This window comes from Thermorhabdus hydrogeniformans, assembly GCF_049310025.1.
Lineage (GTDB): Bacteria > Bacillota > Thermosediminibacteria > Thermosediminibacterales > Tepidanaerobacteraceae > JBJYKD01.
The window spans coordinates 110,763-127,192 of sequence record NZ_JBJYKD010000002.1; the positions used below are offsets into that span (position 1 = coordinate 110,763).

The window sequence follows — 16,430 nt, forward strand, 5'->3', positions numbered from 1 at the left end:
ATAAAATAACGCCACCTTTCATCAGCCCTTATACAGAATGCTCTTTCAAGGCATTTTCAAGAGTTTCTCTGGATATTAAATTTTTGTTGAACAAATTGTATAGAGCCTGTTCCATAGTCTGCATGGCATATTTCATACCCGTCTGCATGACAGAATAAAGCTGATGAGTCTTTCCTTCCCTTATAAGATTTTTTACGGCAGGAGTAGCCACCATTATCTCTACCGCCGCCGCCCTTCCTGTATTATTTTTAAGGGGAACCAATTTCTGAGCTATTACTCCCTGCAGCACATCTGCCAGTTGTACCCTTATCTGTGACTGCTGGTTAGCCGGGAAAATATCCATGATTCGCTCTACTGCACTTACGGCGCTGGCCGTATGCAGTGTAGACAATACGAGATGACCCGTTTCGGCGGCAGTAATGGCAGTAGCGGTCGTCTCCAGGTCTCTCATTTCTCCGATGAGAATCACATCGGGATCTTCCCGGAGAGCTGCTCTGAGTGCCTGTACAAAAGAGCGTGTATCTTCCCCCACCTCTCTCTGGTGTATAATACTTTTTCTGTGTTTGTGGAGGTATTCTATGGGATCCTCTATGGTTATGACATGACAGCTTCTTTCATTGTTTATTATATCAATCATCGCCGCCAGGGTGGTGGATTTCCCGCTTCCCGTGGGCCCGGTGACCAGTATTAGGCCTTTTTCGATTTTTGTAAAATCCCGCACAACTTCCGGGAGCCCGAGTTCTTCCAAAGAAGGTATTCTATCGGGTATTACCCTGATGGCAATGGCCGGAGTGCCCCGCTGGCGGTATAAATTGATCCTGAATCTGCCAAGACCCGAAATGGAGTATGCGAAATCAATTTCCCCTTTTTCAACGAATATTTCCTTTTGCTCTTTATTTAAGAGCAAATCAGTCATCTGCTGGAGATCGGTGGGTGTAAAACTTTCTCCTTTACAAAATACCAGTTTCCCATTAACTCTGTAAACAGGTGGCAGGTTTACCGAAATATGGATATCCGATGCCTTTTCAATTAAAGCCTGTGATAATATATCAACTAATCTTGTTTTTTCTATCATGTTTCATCATCCGCAAAAATTACTTTCATTATTTCATCCAGGGTCGTTATCCCCTTTTTGACCAGGTTTATCCCGCTCTCTTTTAAGCTTCTATACCCTAATTCTGAAGACATCTTGGTGAGCTGCTGAATCGATGCTCTTTTTGCAATCAGTTCCCTGTGAGCGGGTGAAATCAGCAGTACTTCGCCAATGGCAGTCCTGCCCCTGAATCCAGTATGATTACAGAAATTACACCCCCTGCCGCGATAAAGAACAGTTTCTTCCATGCCAAGGGCTATTTTTTCTCTGTCGCTTGCTTTATACGTTTCCCTGCAGTAAGGGCATATCGTGCGAACCAGTCTTTGAGCTATGACTCCTACCAGACACGACGCCACAAGATAGGGCTCAATACCCATATCTATAAGCCTCGTAATAGCCCCCGAAGCATCGCTGGTATGTAAAGTTGAAAAAAATAAATGTCCGGTTAAGGCAGCTCTGATGGCTATATCAGCTGTTTCAGAATCCCTGATTTCCCCCACCATTATTACATTAGGGTCCTGCCTCAAAATGGACCGCAAACCTCCGGCAAAAGTTATGCCGGCCTTAGGATTTATCTGAACCTGGTTAACTCCCGGGAGTATATACTCCACCGGATCTTCGAGAGTAACGATGTTTTTCGAAGGGCTGTTAATGGCATTCAACATCGAGTAAAGGGTGGTAGTTTTCCCGCTGCCTGTAGGCCCCGTAACCAGTATCATACCGTAAGGGTACTTGAGCATCGCCTGGAGAATTTTTAACTCCTGTTCGTCAAAGCCCAATTGATCCAAAGACAAAAGAGTGTTTTTTCGATTAAACACCCTCAAGACCACTTTTTCACCGTGGATTGTGGGAAGAGTTGATACTCTCAAATCAATCCCCGCATCATCAGCCGAAATTTCAATATGACCGTCTTGAGGGACTCGTTTCTGGGTAATATCCATTCCCGCCATTATTTTTATTCTTGTAACAACCGAATGGAGTAAATTTTTGGGCCAGTTTATCACTTCATGGAGCTCCCCATCTATGCGGTACCTTACGCGGATGTCTTTTTCCTGCGGTTCAATATGTATATCGCTGGCGCCTTCCTTTATGGCCCTCTGTATAACAGTATTTACCAAGCGTATAACGGGAGCTCTTTCTTCCTCATCATTCCGCTCGAAAGTTGCTGCAGCAATCTCGTCTTCTATCTCGTCTTTCATCTCCTGAAGGACTTTTTGAATTGAGTCTTTAGATGAATAATACCGGTCAATGGCCCTTTCAATTTCCTCCCGGGTGGCAATAGCCGCTTTTATGTCCATCCCTGTTATCATTTTAAGATCATCGATTGCAAGTATATTTAAAGGATCGCTCAGGGCCACTACCAGTTTGTTGTCTTCTTTTTTCACCGGAATGGCTTTATATTTTCTGGCTATATGTTCGGGCAACAATTTTACCGTTTCAGGGTCGATGATAACTTTATTCAAGCCTATATAGGGTATACCCAACTGCAACTCCAGGACTTTTATTATTTCCTTCTCGGTAATAAATCCTTCATCTATAAGGACTTCCCCTAACCTCTTGCCGCTTGTTTGCTGTATTTTCAGAGCTTTTTCCAATTGTTCCCTTGTCAGCAATCCTCTCTCCAGTAATATATCCCCCAATCTCTTTTTCACGTTTCTCGCCATTTTTATACCCTCTCTGCCTGTCCTTTTGCTATAAATTATAAATTCAACAAGACACATTAAATTCCTGCTTTTATTGACATATTGTACAAAAAAAGAAGCCTGTTCTGGCTTTATTTAATAAAATACAGTCTCATTTGTGGAATTTTGTGATTCTGCCCGGCGGTAAAACCCACATCCATAAGCCGGTAATTTTTAAGGGTTGGATTTTTTTCTTTCAGCTCTTTTACAATTTTTTTAAGTTCCATAATCATCATTAAAGGATCCTGCAGGCTAAATTCCAAGTGGCGGGGAAGTGTCTTACTGATCGTCAACAATTCCACTGAACATCCCCCCTCCAAATAGGGATACCAATGAAGACATGTGAACGTTCAGGTTGTTTTATTGTTCATATTATGCGTATTTTTTTCCATACTCCTCAAAACAATGCGCTCGAACTTCCGCATTAATCGTGTCCAGAAAAATTCTCTATCGCTTATGGGTTTTACCAGTATGGCAAACATGCCCAATCTTTTGGCACCAAAAATATCCGTAAAAATCTGATCACCTACTACTGCGGCCTGGTCGGGCTTTACTCCCAGAATTTTTAAACCTCTGAGAAAGGCTGCTTTGCCCGGCTTAACGGCCCCTGTCACCGCCGGGATATCAAGTCTTTCGGAGCAAAAATTTATTCGACTGGCCTTATTGTTGGATATGATGCAAAGAGCAATACTTTCATCTTTGCAGGCTTGAATCCAATTCCTAAGTTTGTCGTCCACATGGTTGGAATTCCATGGCAACAAGGTATTGTCAAGATCGATCAGAAGCCCCTTTATTTTTTTTCTTTTGATGAACTTCAGGTCCAGCTGGTATATATCTTTTATATAAAGATCAGGCCAGAAAAATTTAATCATCTTCAACCTCGTTTCGCCCAAGAATTTTTAAATATATCTTATACGAAAATATATCTATTTGCAACTGTCGGGATAGAGTTCCTTGAACAGTTTTTTTATGGCCCTTTTTTCTATTCTTGACACGTAAGACCGGGATATCCCCAGAATCTTGGCTATTTCCCTCTGAGTTTTACTTGATCCGTTTAAAAGTCCGTAGCGAAGTTCAATCACCTTTTGTTCACGGCCCTTTAAAACCGTCCGGATCTTTTCGTACAGTTTTTGCTGCTGAAATTTGTCGGCTATTTCATCGGTTATGGCATCGGAGTCGGTGCCCAGGACGTCCATCAGGGAAATTTCGTTTCCTTCTTTGTCCACGCCGATTGGATCCTGGAGCGAAACCTCGGATTTGACCTTTTTTGTGGCCCTGATGTTCATTAAAATTTCGTTTTCTATACAGCGTGCGGCATAGGTCGCCAGGCGACTTCCTTTACTGTCGTTGAAAGTAGAAATTGCTTTTATAAGCCCGATGGTACCTATGGAAATAAGGTCATCCATTTCTTCGCCGGTGCCGGCAAATTTTTTTACTATATGAGCTACAAGCCGGAGGTTCCGCTCGATAAGAATATTTCTCGCTTCCTCACTTCCGTTTTTATACATCTCCAGGTACTTTTCCTCTTCCTTTGGTGTAAGCGGTTGGGGAAAAGTGGTGCTGTTCGTTATGAAACCGAGCCATGCCAGTATTTCCTTAAAAAGCAAAAAACCCAAAGTCAACATTACTGACAGGGCATCCATCATGTCACCCCTCCCTGTGCGGTACCTATAATATATGACTTTGGGTTATAAAAAGTGCATGTTTTACTCTCCATTAAATTCAATTAATTTTTCGGCTATCTCTCTAAAAACAGGCGCCGCTTTTGTGGGGCCGGAACCTCCTTCTTCAACAAATATGGAAATCACATATCTGGGGTTCTTTGCAGGAAAATAGCCAACGAACCAGGCATGGTAAGTATTCTTTTTTATTTCAGCCGTCCCGGTTTTCCCCGCGCTTTGCCAGGCTTTTTTATCGGGAGTGGCATATATGCCGGTGCCGTATTTTGTAACGGCTTCCAGCGCTTCCCGAACTTTTTCGGAGGTTCCTTCGGATACAATCCTCTTCTCCTCCGCCACCACCGGTGCTTTTATTATATTTCCGTTGAGATCTATGATTTCTTTAATCAAATAAGGTTTTTTCATCACACCATTATTCACTATCGCCAGAACCATTTGAGCCGCCTGTAAGGGTGTTATTTCAATAGAACCTTGCCCTATGGAAATATTACCCAGGTCCGCGTAATACACTTCGTCCGGCTGTGGGATAAAGCCGCGTTTTTCTTCGGGCAGACCTATTGATACCTTTTCTCCGAGCCCGAATCTCCGCGCGTACTCAAGGATTTTTTCACTGCCGAGCCTCATACCCAGTTCGATAAAAACGGAATTGCAGGAATGAGCCATGGCGTCTTTGAGCGTTATTCTCCCGTGGCCACCTTCTTCGTAACTGGAACATTTAAAAGTATTTCCGCCCACTTTTATATATCCCGGACATATAAATTCCTCTTCCAAACTTGTAATGTTTTCCTCCAGGGCGGCCGACAGAACTATTATCTTGAAAATCGACCCCGGGGCAAACCCCTCCACCGCCCGATTGATCAAAGGCGCGCCCTGCCTGTCCAGGTAATCCTTCAACCGGTACTGCTTATAATTGGGCCGGCTGGCCATGGCAAGTATCTCACCTGTATTTGCATCAAGAACAACCGCCGCGCCTTTTTCCACCTTTTCATCCATTATTTTTTCAACAATGGATTGAATTTTTTTATCCAGCGTCAGTTTTACCCCCCAGAGCCGCGAATCTATTTCTTCATTTGAGGCCCCGGCAATGGGCTGGCCATAACCGTCATTCACAATGTCAATGCGGTTTTGGTCTTTTGTCCCACTTAAAATCCCATTGAATGTTTTTTCCACCCCGGCCTTGCCGTTATAGCCCACCACATGAGTTGCAAGGGCTTCCGGACCATATCTAATCTTTTTTTTATACATAAAGACACCTGGGGTTCTACCCAACAATTCCTTGATTATGCCTGTATTTTCCTGGGAAATTTTTATATTTTGAGGTTTTTCGACATACAAAGAGCCCAATATGTGTTTCTCAAATAAGAACCGTTTCTGGGATTCTGTCAGCCAGCCAGGAGATATTACTGCATATGTCTCATAATAAGACCCGGTCAACGGCTCCCCGCTTCTGTCCATGACCTCCCCTCTTATTCTTTCCGCAAATGGACTGATTTTCTGGGCCGCGGCCATTTTGGAATAATACTGTCCCGCTACTACCTGAATGTAAAATAAACGCAATATCAAAATTGCGCTTATTATGCATATGCTCATATGCAAATTTCTCAAACGGCCGTATTTCTGCATAAAAATCCCCCGAAGGTATAATGCCCTTTTTCAACGACATTATTCCCCGGGTTTCCTCAAGATTGTGTAAGTGGTTACAGGTCTTTCTACTTTTATTTTAAAAATCTGCCTTGGATGAGGCGCTTTTTCAATTTCTTTTCCTTCTTCATCCCGCATTTCTTCAATTTTCTGTGTAAAGCTTGGCTGATCCGGGCTTAAAAATTCCACAATCTCTCCCGTTTTTACGGGATTTCTCTGTTCTACGGTAGCCACTTTACCGTCTTCGTCATAGTGTCTCACTATTCCAATAAAATCGTATTCCTTTACGTAAGCCCCCTGCTCATAGTTCTGGTCGACGCCGGTGGGCCTGCCGAAATAAAATCCGTGAGTGAATTCCCTGTGGGTGGTTTTCAAAAGCTCTCTCATCCATTCATCTTTAAAAGTATATGTTTCCGGATTTTTGTAATACTCGTCGATGGCGTTCCTGTATAGTTTGGTAACCTGTGCCACATAATGTATACTCTTCATGCGACCCTCTATCTTATAACTCGTAAGTTTTAAGCGGGCAAGTTCAGGAATCTTATCCAGCATACACAGATCCCTGGAATTAAAAAAATATGTCCCCCTCTCGTCTTCAAATACCGGAAAATACTGGCCCGGCCTTTTTTCCTCTACCAGGTAGTATCTGTATCGGCACGGGTGGGCGCATTCACCCCGGTTGGCGTCCCGGTAGGTCATGTAGTTGCTGATGAGACAGCGCCCGGAATAGGAAATGCACATGGCTCCGTGGACAAATATTTCCAGTTCCAGGGAGGGCGGGGTTTTCTCTCGAATTTCCTTTATTTCTTCCAAACTCAATTCCCTTGCCAGCACTATCCTGTCTACGCCCTGGCTTGCCCAGAAATTGCAACTCGCCCAGTTTGTAGGGTTGGCCTGAGTGCTTAAATGTATTTTAAGGGAAGGGGCTATTTCTTTCACCATCGTCAAAATCCCGGGGTCCGACAAAATTACCGCGTCAATACCCGTTTTCCAAACGGAATGAATAAATTTCGGCAACCGCTTTAAATCTTCGTTATGGGGAAAAATGTTTATGGCCACGTACACCTTTTTCCCCCGGGCATGAGCAAACTCCACCCCTTCTTCGATTTCGTCCAGGCTGAAATTTCCAGCACCGGCACGCAGACTGAATTCCTTTCCTCCTATATATACGGCATCGGCCCCGTATATAATCGCAAATTTGAGTTTTTCCAGATTGCCCGCCGGCGCCAGCAGCTCCGGTTTCACCATCTTTTTGCCCCTCCGTGGTTCAGTTTTTGCTGTCGCTCAGTCTCTGAATTCTGTTTTTGGCGTTTAGATGCTCGGTATAGGTCCTGCTGAAAGTGTGAGTTCCGTCCCCGTTTGCCACAAAATACAGATAATCCGCATCCGCCGGGTTTACGGCGGCCGCAATGGCGGTTGCACCCGGGGACCCGATGGGCCCAGGCGGAAGACCGGTGTATTTGTATGTGTTGTACAAAGAATCCACCTGAAGGTCTTCCAGGGTCAGAACTTCTTTATGCTCTTTGAGTGCGTATTCCACCGTGGCGCAGGATTGCAAAGGCAGCCCCTTTTCGAGACGGTTATAAAAGACCGCCGCGATGACGGGCTTTTCCTGATCCAGCTTTGCTTCAGCTTCGACTATAGAAGCTATCGTTATAATCTGATAGGTGTTAAAACCCGATTTTTTCTGTTTTTTGTTGAAACCGTTTTGTTTATAGTAAACTTCCTCAAATCTTTTCAGCATTTTCTCTACATAAAAACCGGCCGGTTTACCTTTAGGGAAAAAATACGTATCTGGAAATAAAAATCCTTCCAGGGTGGCGCCTTCAGGAAATTCCCTGATAAAATCGAATTTAGCTTTATAGTTATCGGCTTTTGCTGCTTTTAAAAACTCATCTCTGGCAACAAGACGATATTTTTCAAAAATGTCGGCTATTTTCTCAAGCGTGCTCCCTTCGGGTATTGTCACCCTCTCATCATCTCTAATTGCATCTCCCGCAATCATTTTTTTTAAGATTTCCCGCGGTGACATCGAAGGGCTTAACAAGTAAGTGCCTGACTTTATCTTTTTATCAAACCCTTTTAACCTGGCATAAATCTTGAATGCCAGGGGATTTTTTATTAAACCCTCCTGATGCATTTTTTTTGCAAGCTGCTCTGTCGTGGTTCCGCTTTTAACATTGAAATTCACAAAAGCTTCACTAACTACGTTTTTAGGGCTCAGCATCATCTGAAACCATAACATTACTGAAAATATAACCAACAAAACCGTAAATGCCACTATCCGTTTTTTATGTATCTTTATATACAGTAAAACAGGGCTTTCCAGGAACCTCTGCCATATAATTTTAATTTTAGAGTACAGAGGATGTCACCCCTTCATCTATTTTTCAAACATCCTGGCAAGGCCTGTCCTTTTTAGGACATAAAACAGAGGAATGCCAAGCCCCACCACCGCTATCATCTCGCCCAACCCGATATACGCCACCGTGACCCAGTAGGGGACATCGTATAACATGCTAAGGTAATAAGATACTCCAAATGCGTTTAAAACAACAGGCGGCACCGCTCCGAGGACTGGCCCAGGCATTTTGCTCGTCAGGTAAGCCGCGGCCAGCGTAATGAGGCTGCCGCCGTATATATCCCAGGGCCCGAGGCCTCCGAGTATATTGGCCAAAAGACACCCTACAAAGAGGCCCGGTATGGCGGATTTCTCCAAAAGCGGCAAAAGAGTCAGAGCTTCGGAAACTCTCACCTGTACGGGACCGTAGCTTATGGGTTTCAGCGCGTATGTAAGAATGGCGTAAACAGCAGCGATAACCGAGGCTCTCACCACGTAGCGCACAGGGTTCATAAAAGATTCTCCTTTCAATGATTTATGATCAATACCATATTTAGTTTATCGCTACTTAAACAAGCAGTCAATGTTCTGCACCGGAAGATTATTTACAATTGGCCTTTTTTATTATATAATTTATAACGCAAAACTAAAAAATTCATTTTTGCTGTTAAAGGGGAGTAGCCGTAATCGATAAAGCCACCAACACGGTATTTACCTGGCTTTATCCTCCGGAGTTTCCGAGGGCAAGACCTTTAACATAATTCATCTATAGAATTATGTTAGAGGTCTTTTTTAATTTTCTGTTGAGGGGAGGTGAGGTTAAAAAAGGTGTTTTTCCCACATACTAAAAAATAGACGGTAAAGGGAGGGCTTTTTTTGGAAAAAAAGAAATGGTACGCTCTTGAAAAGAAAGACGTGGCCGAATCTTTAAAAACACATCTGGAAAAGGGCCTCTCTTCACGCCAGGCGGAAGAGAGATTAAAAGCTCACGGATATAATGAGCTTATAGGAAAAAAGGGACTGACAATATGGGAAATGCTGCTTGAACAGTTTAAAGATTTTCTGGTGCTTATACTTATCGCAGCAAGCCTTGTTTCTATGCTGATAGGAGAGATTACGGATTCGGCCGTAATCATACTTATAGTCATATTAAACGCGGTCCTGGGCGTAATCCAGGAATCCAGAGCCAGCAAAGCCCTGGAGGCTCTACAAAAGATGGCCGCTCCCGAGGCCAAAGTCATCAGAGACGGGCACATAGTTGAAGTCCCGGCAAGGGAATTGGTGCCGGGAGACCTGGTGCTGCTCGAGGCGGGCAATTACGTACCGGCCGACTTGCGGCTGGTGGAGAGCGTAAATTTGAAAATTGACGAGGCTTCGCTGACTGGAGAATCTGTGCCCGTTGAAAAAAATGCCGACATAGTTTACCAGGAGGAAATGCCCCTCGGCGACAGGACCAATTCAGCTTTTATGGGAACCGTGGTGACCTACGGCAGGGGCAAGGGCATTGTTGTTTCCACAGGGATGAATACCGAAATAGGCATGATTGCAGAGATGCTGGAATCTTACCAGGAAGAAGAGACTCCCCTGCAGAAAAAACTCGCCGAACTTGGTAAAATTTTGGGTATCGCCAGTCTTGCCATATGCGGTGCGGTTTTCGTTCTCGGTCTTATAAGGGGAGTGCCGGCCCTTGAAATGTTTATGACCGCGGTGAGCCTTGCTGTGGCTGCCATACCCGAAGGGCTTCCGGCCATTGTGACAATTGTGCTGGCGCTGGGTATGCAACGAATGGTAAAACGCCATTCGATAATAAAAAAGCTCCACGCAGTCGAAACCCTCGGCAGCATCACGGTCATATGTTCAGATAAGACCGGGACCCTTACTCAAAACGAGATGACCGTTACCAGGATTTATACGGACGGCAAAATGTATTCTGTAAGCGGCGAGGGATACAGGCCTTACGGCGAGTTTACTCTGGATAAGTCCAAAATAGACCCCAAGGCGGACCCTCACTTAAAGCTCCTGTTGACCATCGGCACCCTGTGCAACGACTCTAAACTGGAAGAAAGCGGCACTGAAAAAGACAGTGAGAAATCCTGGCGCATCCTGGGGGACCCGACAGAAGGCGCCCTTGTGGTAGCCGCCGCCAAAGCCGGCATTTATACAGAAGATCTCGCCAGAACCATGCCCAGACTCCAGGAAATACCCTTTGATTCCGACAGGAAGAGAATGACTACTTTCCACCCGGCCGACCATGGTTATGTGGCATATGTAAAGGGAGCCCCCGACGTTATGCTCGGTTTATCCTCGACTATATATAAAGGCGGTAAGGTGGTCCCCCTGACTTCTGAGGATAAGAAAAAAATCATGGACGCCAACCGTGAAATGGCCACCCGCGCTCTCAGAGTTCTGGCCCTGGCTTACAGAAATCTCGACAGCATACCCGGAGAACCCAGGCCCGAAGAGATCGAAAAAGATATGACTTTTGTGGGCCTCGTTGGAATGATAGACCCTGCCAGGCCGGAAGCAAAAGAAGCCATTAAGATTTGCAAACAAGCCGGCATCAGGCCTGTTATGATCACCGGCGACTACAAAGACACAGCCGTAGCCATAGCAAAGGAACTGGGGATGATCGAAGACGAGACCAGGGTTTTAACCGGAGCCCAGCTGGATGAACTGAGTGACGAAGAATTGGCGGCCGCTGCCAGTGATGTATCCGTATACGCCCGGGTATCTCCGGTCCACAAACTTAAAATCGTCGATGCCATAAAGAAAAACAAACATATTGCTGCTATGACCGGAGATGGCGTCAACGACGCTCCCGCTTTGAAAAAGGCCGACATAGGCGTAGCCATGGGAATTACGGGGACCGACGTTGCAAAAGAAACAGCCGACATGATATTGACCGACGATAATTTTGCCAGCATCGTTGCGGCGGTGGAAGAGGGAAGGGTCATTTATTCCAACATACGGAAGTTTATCTTTTTCCTGCTTTCCTGCAATATCGCCGAAATATTGATTATTTTCGTGGCAATGCTTACAGGGTTGCCCGTGCCGCTGAAGCCCATTCAATTGCTGTGGTTGAATCTTTTGACCGACGCTTTCCCGGCGCTGGCGCTGGGGATGGAAAAGAGAGAACCGGATATTATGAAAAGACCGCCACGGGACCCCGATGAACCAATTATGGACAAACGCATGAAATGGCAGATCGCGATTCAGAGTACTTTCATGACGGTAGCCGTTCTCGGAGTCTTCGTATATGCCCTGAATTTCGAAAACGGCATTCAAACAGCCAGGACCTATGCCTTTACCACTCTTATATTCAGCGAGCTTTTAAGAGCTTATACATCCCGCTCGGAAACTTTCTCGGTATTTGAAATTGGATTCTTTACAAACAAATACATGGTGGGCGGCACCATAATATCATTCTTGCTGCTTCTTACCGTGATTTATGTTCCGTATTTAAGGTCGGTTTTCGATACAATATTTCTTTCCTTCCACGATTGGGATGTAATAGTGGCCTTCGGCTTGATACCGTTTATAGCCGCCGAAGTAAGCAAAGTATTCCTGAGAAGGCACCAAAACTGAAAGGATCAAGGGCCTGTCGTCTTTGACAGGCCCTTGATCTTATCCGGTTTAATTTTCTTTTTTTATGTTTTGCGGCTCCTGACATTCCCGGCAGTAGCCCAGAAATTTTACCACGTGGTCCACTATTTTAAACTCGTTGCTTTTTTCGACTTTCTGTTCCAGTTCATCCAGCAGGTCTCCGTCGAATTCGTAAACCCTGCCGCATTTTATGCATATCAGGTGGTGATGCTGGTGCTTTTCTTCTTCACTCAATTCGTATCTGTAACAACCATCCCCGAAATTAAGTTTTTTTATGATGTCAAACTCGTCGAAAAGCTGAAGGGTCCTGTAGATGGTAGCAAGACCTACGTCGGGGAATTTTTCTTTTACCAGGCCGTAAATTTCTTCGGTGCTAAGGTGCTTCGACTGGTTCTCCAAAAGCACGTCCAGCGTGGCTCTCCTCTGCGGGGTAAGCTTGCACTCTTTTTCCCTCATTTTTTCTTCTATCAACCTGAGTTTCCGGCTTTTTTCATCCAGCTTTTCTTCTGCGGCCACTTTGATCCCCCCTGATACCTATCCTGTACCTAGTATAGTGTAAATAAAAATCATTGTCAAGATTTTTAAAATCTGATGAGGACTGCATTGGCCATATCTTCAATCTTCCTGATTTCGTGTAATACTTCATCCGGAATGTTTTCGTCCACCCCCAGAGCCATTAAGGCTTCGCCCCGATATGATTTTCTGCCGACCTGCATGTAAGCAATATTTATGTCGTTTTTACCGAGCAGGGTCCCCACTTTTCCCACTATTCCCGGCCTGTCTTTATGAAAAGTTATCAAAACATATCCCGAGGGGATGAGATCAATCTTGTAGTCGTCAACGGCTATGATTCTCTCTTCATTATTGCCTGTAACCGTACCGGAAACAAGGCCTTCACCTTTATCGGTGGTTACCTTCATCGTAACCACCCCGGGGGCATCCTGCTCCTGTCTTATCTTTTTTTCTATGATTTTAATACCCCTCTCCTTTGCTATAAGGGGAGCATTTACCAGGTTTGCCTGAGTTTGAAGTATGTTCGACAAAATGCCCTTTATCCCGGCGGTGGTTACAAGTTTGACATCCATTTTTTCAATTTTGCCGGTGTATATCATTTCCACTTCTCTGATTCTTCCGTTTCTCAACTGTGTGTAAAAGGACCCCATTTTTTCCGCCAGGTCTATAAAGGGTTTTATTTCGTTGAATTCTTCCGGCTTTACAGACAGCATGTTTACGGGATTCTTAACAATTTCGCCTTTCAGCGCTCTCATTACATCCCTGGCCACCTCTTTTGCCACACTAATCTGTGCCTCAGCCGTCGAGGCCCCCAGGTGCGGTGTGGCTATCACATTGGGTAAGGCAATTAACGGGCTCTCAATCGGAGGCTCGTGCTCGAACACATCCAGAGCGCATCCGGCTATTTTTCCCGACTTTAAAGCATCGTAAAGAGCTTTTTCGTCTATGATGCCACCCCGCGCACAGTTTATGAGCATTACACCGTCTTTCATCATGGAAATTTGCTCTTGCCCGATCATATGATAAGTATTTTTTGTCAGCGGCACGTGAAATGTTATAAAATCCGCCTCTTTTAACAGCGTATGCAAATCCGTTACGGTAATATTAATATTTTCGACCTGGTCTTTGTTGATGTAGGGATCGTAAGCCAATACGCTCATTCCAAACCCCATCGCCTTTTTGGCCACTTCTTTTCCTATCCTTCCAAAACCCACAACGCCCAGAACTTTACCGTTTAATTCCACACCCATAAATTTGTTTCTTTCCCATTTCCCCGCCTTCAGGCTCGCTACCGCCTGAGGAATGTTTCTGGAAAGCGCCGCCAGCAAAGCCATAGTATGCTCGCTCGCAGCGATGGTATTGCCCTCTGGAGCATTTACAACGAGAATTCCTTTTCTGGTGGCCGTCTCCACATCTATATTATCCACACCAACACCGGCCCTGCCTATGACTTTTAAATTGCTGTTTTCTATAATGTTTTTTGTAACCTTCGTTGCACTTCTAACAATCAGGGCGTCGTAATCCTTGATTATTTCAATAATTTCTTTTTCGCTCAACCTGGTTTTTACATCCACTTCACACTCCTGTCTTAAAATGTCTATCCCTTCTACGGCGATATCATCGCTTATCAGTATTTTCATTGCCAACCACCTCTCCTTCAAAAACCTTCTCTGCGGCATTGACTCCTTTGCCGTAGAGACTTTCATCCCCCAGGACCATTTCCAGAGCCGCCAGCACATTGATTATATCAAGTTCGTCAACATATCCCAGGTGACCTATCCTCATTATTTTATTTTTCAATCTGTCCTGGCCGCCCGCGATGGTTATGTTGAACCTGCTCTTCATCAACTTTGGAAAGGCGAGTCTGCCTTCATACTGGGAGACATCCACTGAAGTCACCGTGGGAGACGCCCACCTGTCTTCTACAAAAAGCTTGAACCCCAGGGCCTTTAAACCCTCCCTTAAACCCCGGGAAAGCTTCATATGCCTTGCAAAAATATGAGCGAGGCCTTCCTGTTTAATCAATTCCAGAGACTCCTTCAGGGCAAAAATCAAAGATACCGCCGGAGTGTACGGCGTTTGTCCTTTTTCAAGACTTTTTCTGGCTGCCTTAAAATCCCAGTAAAATCTGGGCATCTTAGACTTCTCCACAAAGTGCCAGGCCTTCGGGCTCAGAGACACAAACCCAAGCCCCGGCGGCATCATGAGGGCTTTTTGCGAACCGGTAACCACCACGTCCAGATTCCACTCGTCAGTCTTTAAATCCACAGCTCCAAGAGAGCTTATGGCATCCACCAGCAACAGTGCCGGGTGGTCCCCCACCGCTTCCCTCAAGGACTTTACATCGTTTAAAACACCTGTGGATGTTTCGTTGTGTGTCAGCAAAATCCCTTTTATTTCCTTATTTTTATCCCTTAAAATTCTCTCTCTTACAATTTCCGGCGTAACAGGCTTTCCCCATTCTACTGAAATTCTTTCAACCCTTGCTCCAAAAGCTTCTGCAATCGAAGCGAACCTTTCGCCGAAGACGCCGCACGTAAATGAGACTATCAGGTCCCCGGGCGAAAAAAGGTTTACAATGGCTGCCTCCATCACTCCTGTACCGGCGGAGGGGAAAATGAGAACATCATTTTTTGTTTGAAACACCTCTTTTAAGCCTTCACTGACATCTTTAAAAAGCTTTGAAAACTCCTCTCCCCTGTGATTTATCATGGGCCGCTGCATCGCCCCTAAAACGCTTTCAGGCACTTCGGTGGGCCCAGGAATCCTCAAATGGTGCTTTTTCACAGTATCTCCTCCCCTGCAAAAATAAAAATATAAAAAAAACCGCCCACCAAGGGGCGGTAATTACCGCGGTGCCACCCTATTTCGGTTTCCCAAAATACAATAGCCCTCTCTCTATAATGTAACGGTTATACCCGTTTGACTCATCGCCAACAACTCCGAGGTGGAAATAAAGGTATTCTACCGGTTTGCACCTTCCACCGGCTCTCTTAAAGAATTGACCTTTAATTTTCCTCTTCATCGCTTTAACGATTTAATTTTTATCAGTAATTATAACATAAAAAGCCGGCATGTCAAGAGCTCATTCATCTTCGTCATCAATGTCCTCTTCGTCATCCGCCTCGTCCACTATATCAAAGTCTCCCTCTGATACGGCTTCCCATGCTTCTTTGACCTTTTCAAACTCATCATCGTCTTCCACTTCCGTCAGTACCTCTTCACCGTTTTCATCGGCGTCGATCCGGAAGATGTAAGCCTGTTCCCCGTCTTCGTCTAAAGGCACCAGAATGGCATAGTCGTTGTCTTCAACGTTTACCACACCCAACACTTCAAATTCCGTTTCCTGTCCTTCTTCATCGTAGAGAGTTATGGTTTCCCTTTCATCCATGGTCTTTCACTCCAATTCTATTAAATTACAAATATTGTATAGTATATTTCATTTAGTGTCAACATGGGATTTGTATTTGTAATCTAAATAATTCTGCAATATAAGCACCGCCGCCATTTTATCGATTAAACCTTTTCTTTTTTTTCGAGATAAATCGGCTTCTATTAAAGTTCTTTCAGCCGCTATGGTTGTAAGCCTTTCATCCCAGTATACGATATCGATGTTTGCATGATTTTTCAATTTTTCGCCAAAATTTTTTACCGACTCGCCCCGGGGCCCCAGCGTCCCGTTCATATTCCTCGGCAGACCGATGACCACCTTCCCAATATGGAAACGTTCAAGGATGTTTAAAATTTCTTTAATATCCTCTTTTAAACCTTTCCGCTCTATCACTCCTATGCCCCGGGCCGTCAGCTCTAGCTCATCGGAAACGGCGATTCCGATCCTTTTGTCTCCGACATCCAAACTTAAAATACGCATTTATTAG

The 16,430-nt window shown here is 44.8% G+C and carries 15 protein-coding genes and 1 other annotated feature; of the genes, 1 reads left to right on the top strand and 14 read right to left on the bottom strand.

The window, feature by feature from the left end; genetic code table 11:
- Window positions 1-28: 28 nt before the first annotated feature.
- The 9 genes from ACKX14_RS01565 to ACKX14_RS01605 form a co-directional block, all read right to left on the bottom strand.
- On the bottom strand, window positions 29-1,075 hold the full coding sequence (locus tag ACKX14_RS01565; protein WP_422443976.1) for a type IV pilus twitching motility protein PilT: 1,047 nt from the start codon (window positions 1,073-1,075) through the stop codon (window positions 29-31).
- Window positions 1,072-2,757: a GspE/PulE family protein gene (locus ACKX14_RS01570; protein WP_422443978.1), complete on the bottom strand. Its 1,686-nt coding sequence runs from the start codon at window positions 2,755-2,757 to the stop codon at window positions 1,072-1,074. Before ACKX14_RS01570 ends, ACKX14_RS01565 begins: the two co-directional genes overlap by 4 nt.
- Window positions 2,758-2,867: 110 nt before the next feature.
- Window positions 2,868-3,077 carry a hypothetical protein gene (locus ACKX14_RS01575; protein WP_422443980.1) on the bottom strand — a complete coding sequence of 70 codons (210 nt, stop codon included), beginning with the start codon at window positions 3,075-3,077 and terminating at the stop codon, window positions 2,868-2,870.
- A gap of 48 nt (window positions 3,078-3,125) precedes the next feature.
- The gene (locus tag ACKX14_RS01580) at window positions 3,126-3,647 is read right to left on the bottom strand and encodes a YqeG family HAD IIIA-type phosphatase (RefSeq protein ID WP_422443982.1); all 522 of its coding nucleotides are present in this window, start codon (window positions 3,645-3,647) and stop codon (window positions 3,126-3,128) included.
- A 54-nt stretch (window positions 3,648-3,701) separates the two neighbouring features.
- On the bottom strand, window positions 3,702-4,421 hold the full coding sequence (gene sigK / locus ACKX14_RS01585; protein ID WP_422443984.1) for an RNA polymerase sporulation sigma factor SigK: 720 nt from the start codon (window positions 4,419-4,421) through the stop codon (window positions 3,702-3,704).
- Window positions 4,422-4,481: 60 nt separating this feature from the next.
- Window positions 4,482-6,077: a peptidoglycan D,D-transpeptidase FtsI family protein gene (locus ACKX14_RS01590; RefSeq protein ID WP_422443986.1), complete on the bottom strand. Its 1,596-nt coding sequence runs from the start codon at window positions 6,075-6,077 to the stop codon at window positions 4,482-4,484.
- A 39-nt stretch (window positions 6,078-6,116) separates the two neighbouring features.
- Window positions 6,117-7,343 (bottom strand): peptidase U32 family protein, encoded by a 1,227-nt coding sequence (locus tag ACKX14_RS01595; RefSeq protein ID WP_422443988.1) that lies wholly within the window; start codon window positions 7,341-7,343, stop codon window positions 6,117-6,119.
- Window positions 7,344-7,362: 19 nt separating this feature from the next.
- Entirely contained in the window at window positions 7,363-8,460 is a 1,098-nt protein-coding gene (mltG, locus tag ACKX14_RS01600) for an endolytic transglycosylase MltG (protein ID WP_422444075.1), read from the bottom strand.
- A gap of 18 nt (window positions 8,461-8,478) precedes the next feature.
- Window positions 8,479-8,949: a QueT transporter family protein gene (locus ACKX14_RS01605; protein ID WP_422443990.1), complete on the bottom strand. Its 471-nt coding sequence runs from the start codon at window positions 8,947-8,949 to the stop codon at window positions 8,479-8,481.
- 363 nt (window positions 8,950-9,312) lie between these two features.
- On the opposite strand from ACKX14_RS01605, the gene ACKX14_RS01610 reads away from it, so the two are divergent.
- A complete protein-coding gene (locus tag ACKX14_RS01610; RefSeq protein WP_422443992.1) occupies window positions 9,313-12,021 on the top strand; it encodes a calcium-transporting P-type ATPase, PMR1-type in 2,709 nt (902 codons plus the stop codon).
- A gap of 48 nt (window positions 12,022-12,069) precedes the next feature.
- Here ACKX14_RS01610 and ACKX14_RS01615 read toward each other — a convergent pair whose 3' ends face one another.
- The 5 genes from ACKX14_RS01615 to ruvX form a co-directional block, all read right to left on the bottom strand.
- Window positions 12,070-12,495: a Fur family transcriptional regulator gene (locus ACKX14_RS01615; RefSeq protein ID WP_422444076.1), complete on the bottom strand. Its 426-nt coding sequence runs from the start codon at window positions 12,493-12,495 to the stop codon at window positions 12,070-12,072.
- Between the two features lie 125 nt (window positions 12,496-12,620).
- The gene (gene serA, locus ACKX14_RS01620) at window positions 12,621-14,192 is read right to left on the bottom strand and encodes a phosphoglycerate dehydrogenase (protein ID WP_422443994.1); all 1,572 of its coding nucleotides are present in this window, start codon (window positions 14,190-14,192) and stop codon (window positions 12,621-12,623) included.
- Window positions 14,170-15,339, bottom strand: coding sequence for a pyridoxal-phosphate-dependent aminotransferase family protein (locus ACKX14_RS01625; RefSeq protein WP_422443996.1), 1,170 nt, complete (start codon window positions 15,337-15,339; stop codon window positions 14,170-14,172). The genes serA and ACKX14_RS01625 overlap by 23 nt, the downstream gene beginning before the upstream one ends.
- A 46-nt stretch (window positions 15,340-15,385) precedes the next feature.
- Window positions 15,386-15,586 (bottom strand) — a binding site (T-box leader).
- Between the two features lie 51 nt (window positions 15,587-15,637).
- A complete protein-coding gene (locus ACKX14_RS01630; protein ID WP_422443998.1) occupies window positions 15,638-15,943 on the bottom strand; it encodes a DUF1292 domain-containing protein in 306 nt (101 codons plus the stop codon).
- A gap of 48 nt (window positions 15,944-15,991) precedes the next feature.
- Window positions 15,992-16,423 carry a Holliday junction resolvase RuvX gene (ruvX, locus tag ACKX14_RS01635; RefSeq protein WP_422444000.1) on the bottom strand — a complete coding sequence of 144 codons (432 nt, stop codon included), beginning with the start codon at window positions 16,421-16,423 and terminating at the stop codon, window positions 15,992-15,994.
- Window positions 16,424-16,430 lie beyond the last annotated feature (7 nt).

What these genes read in the sequence shown, in the direction of transcription:
- ACKX14_RS01565 (WP_422443976.1), bottom strand. Translation starts at nt 1,075, where the DNA reads ATGATAGAAAAAACAAGATTAGTTGATATATTATCACAGGCTTTAATT.
- ACKX14_RS01570 (WP_422443978.1), bottom strand. Translation starts at nt 2,757, where the DNA reads ATGGCGAGAAACGTGAAAAAGAGATTGGGGGATATATTACTGGAGAGA.
- ACKX14_RS01580 (WP_422443982.1), bottom strand. Translation starts at nt 3,647, where the DNA reads ATGATTAAATTTTTCTGGCCTGATCTTTATATAAAAGATATATACCAG.
- sigK (WP_422443984.1), bottom strand. Translation starts at nt 4,421, where the DNA reads ATGATGGATGCCCTGTCAGTAATGTTGACTTTGGGTTTTTTGCTTTTT.
- ACKX14_RS01590 (WP_422443986.1), bottom strand. Translation starts at nt 6,077, where the DNA reads ATGCAGAAATACGGCCGTTTGAGAAATTTGCATATGAGCATATGCATA.
- ACKX14_RS01595 (WP_422443988.1), bottom strand. Translation starts at nt 7,343, where the DNA reads ATGGTGAAACCGGAGCTGCTGGCGCCGGCGGGCAATCTGGAAAAACTC.
- ACKX14_RS01605 (WP_422443990.1), bottom strand. Translation starts at nt 8,949, where the DNA reads ATGAACCCTGTGCGCTACGTGGTGAGAGCCTCGGTTATCGCTGCTGTT.
- ACKX14_RS01615 (WP_422444076.1), bottom strand. Translation starts at nt 12,495, where the DNA reads ATGAGGGAAAAAGAGTGCAAGCTTACCCCGCAGAGGAGAGCCACGCTG.
- serA (WP_422443994.1), bottom strand. Translation starts at nt 14,192, where the DNA reads ATGAAAATACTGATAAGCGATGATATCGCCGTAGAAGGGATAGACATT.
- ACKX14_RS01630 (WP_422443998.1), bottom strand. Translation starts at nt 15,943, where the DNA reads ATGGATGAAAGGGAAACCATAACTCTCTACGATGAAGAAGGACAGGAA.
- ruvX (WP_422444000.1), bottom strand. Translation starts at nt 16,423, where the DNA reads ATGCGTATTTTAAGTTTGGATGTCGGAGACAAAAGGATCGGAATCGCC.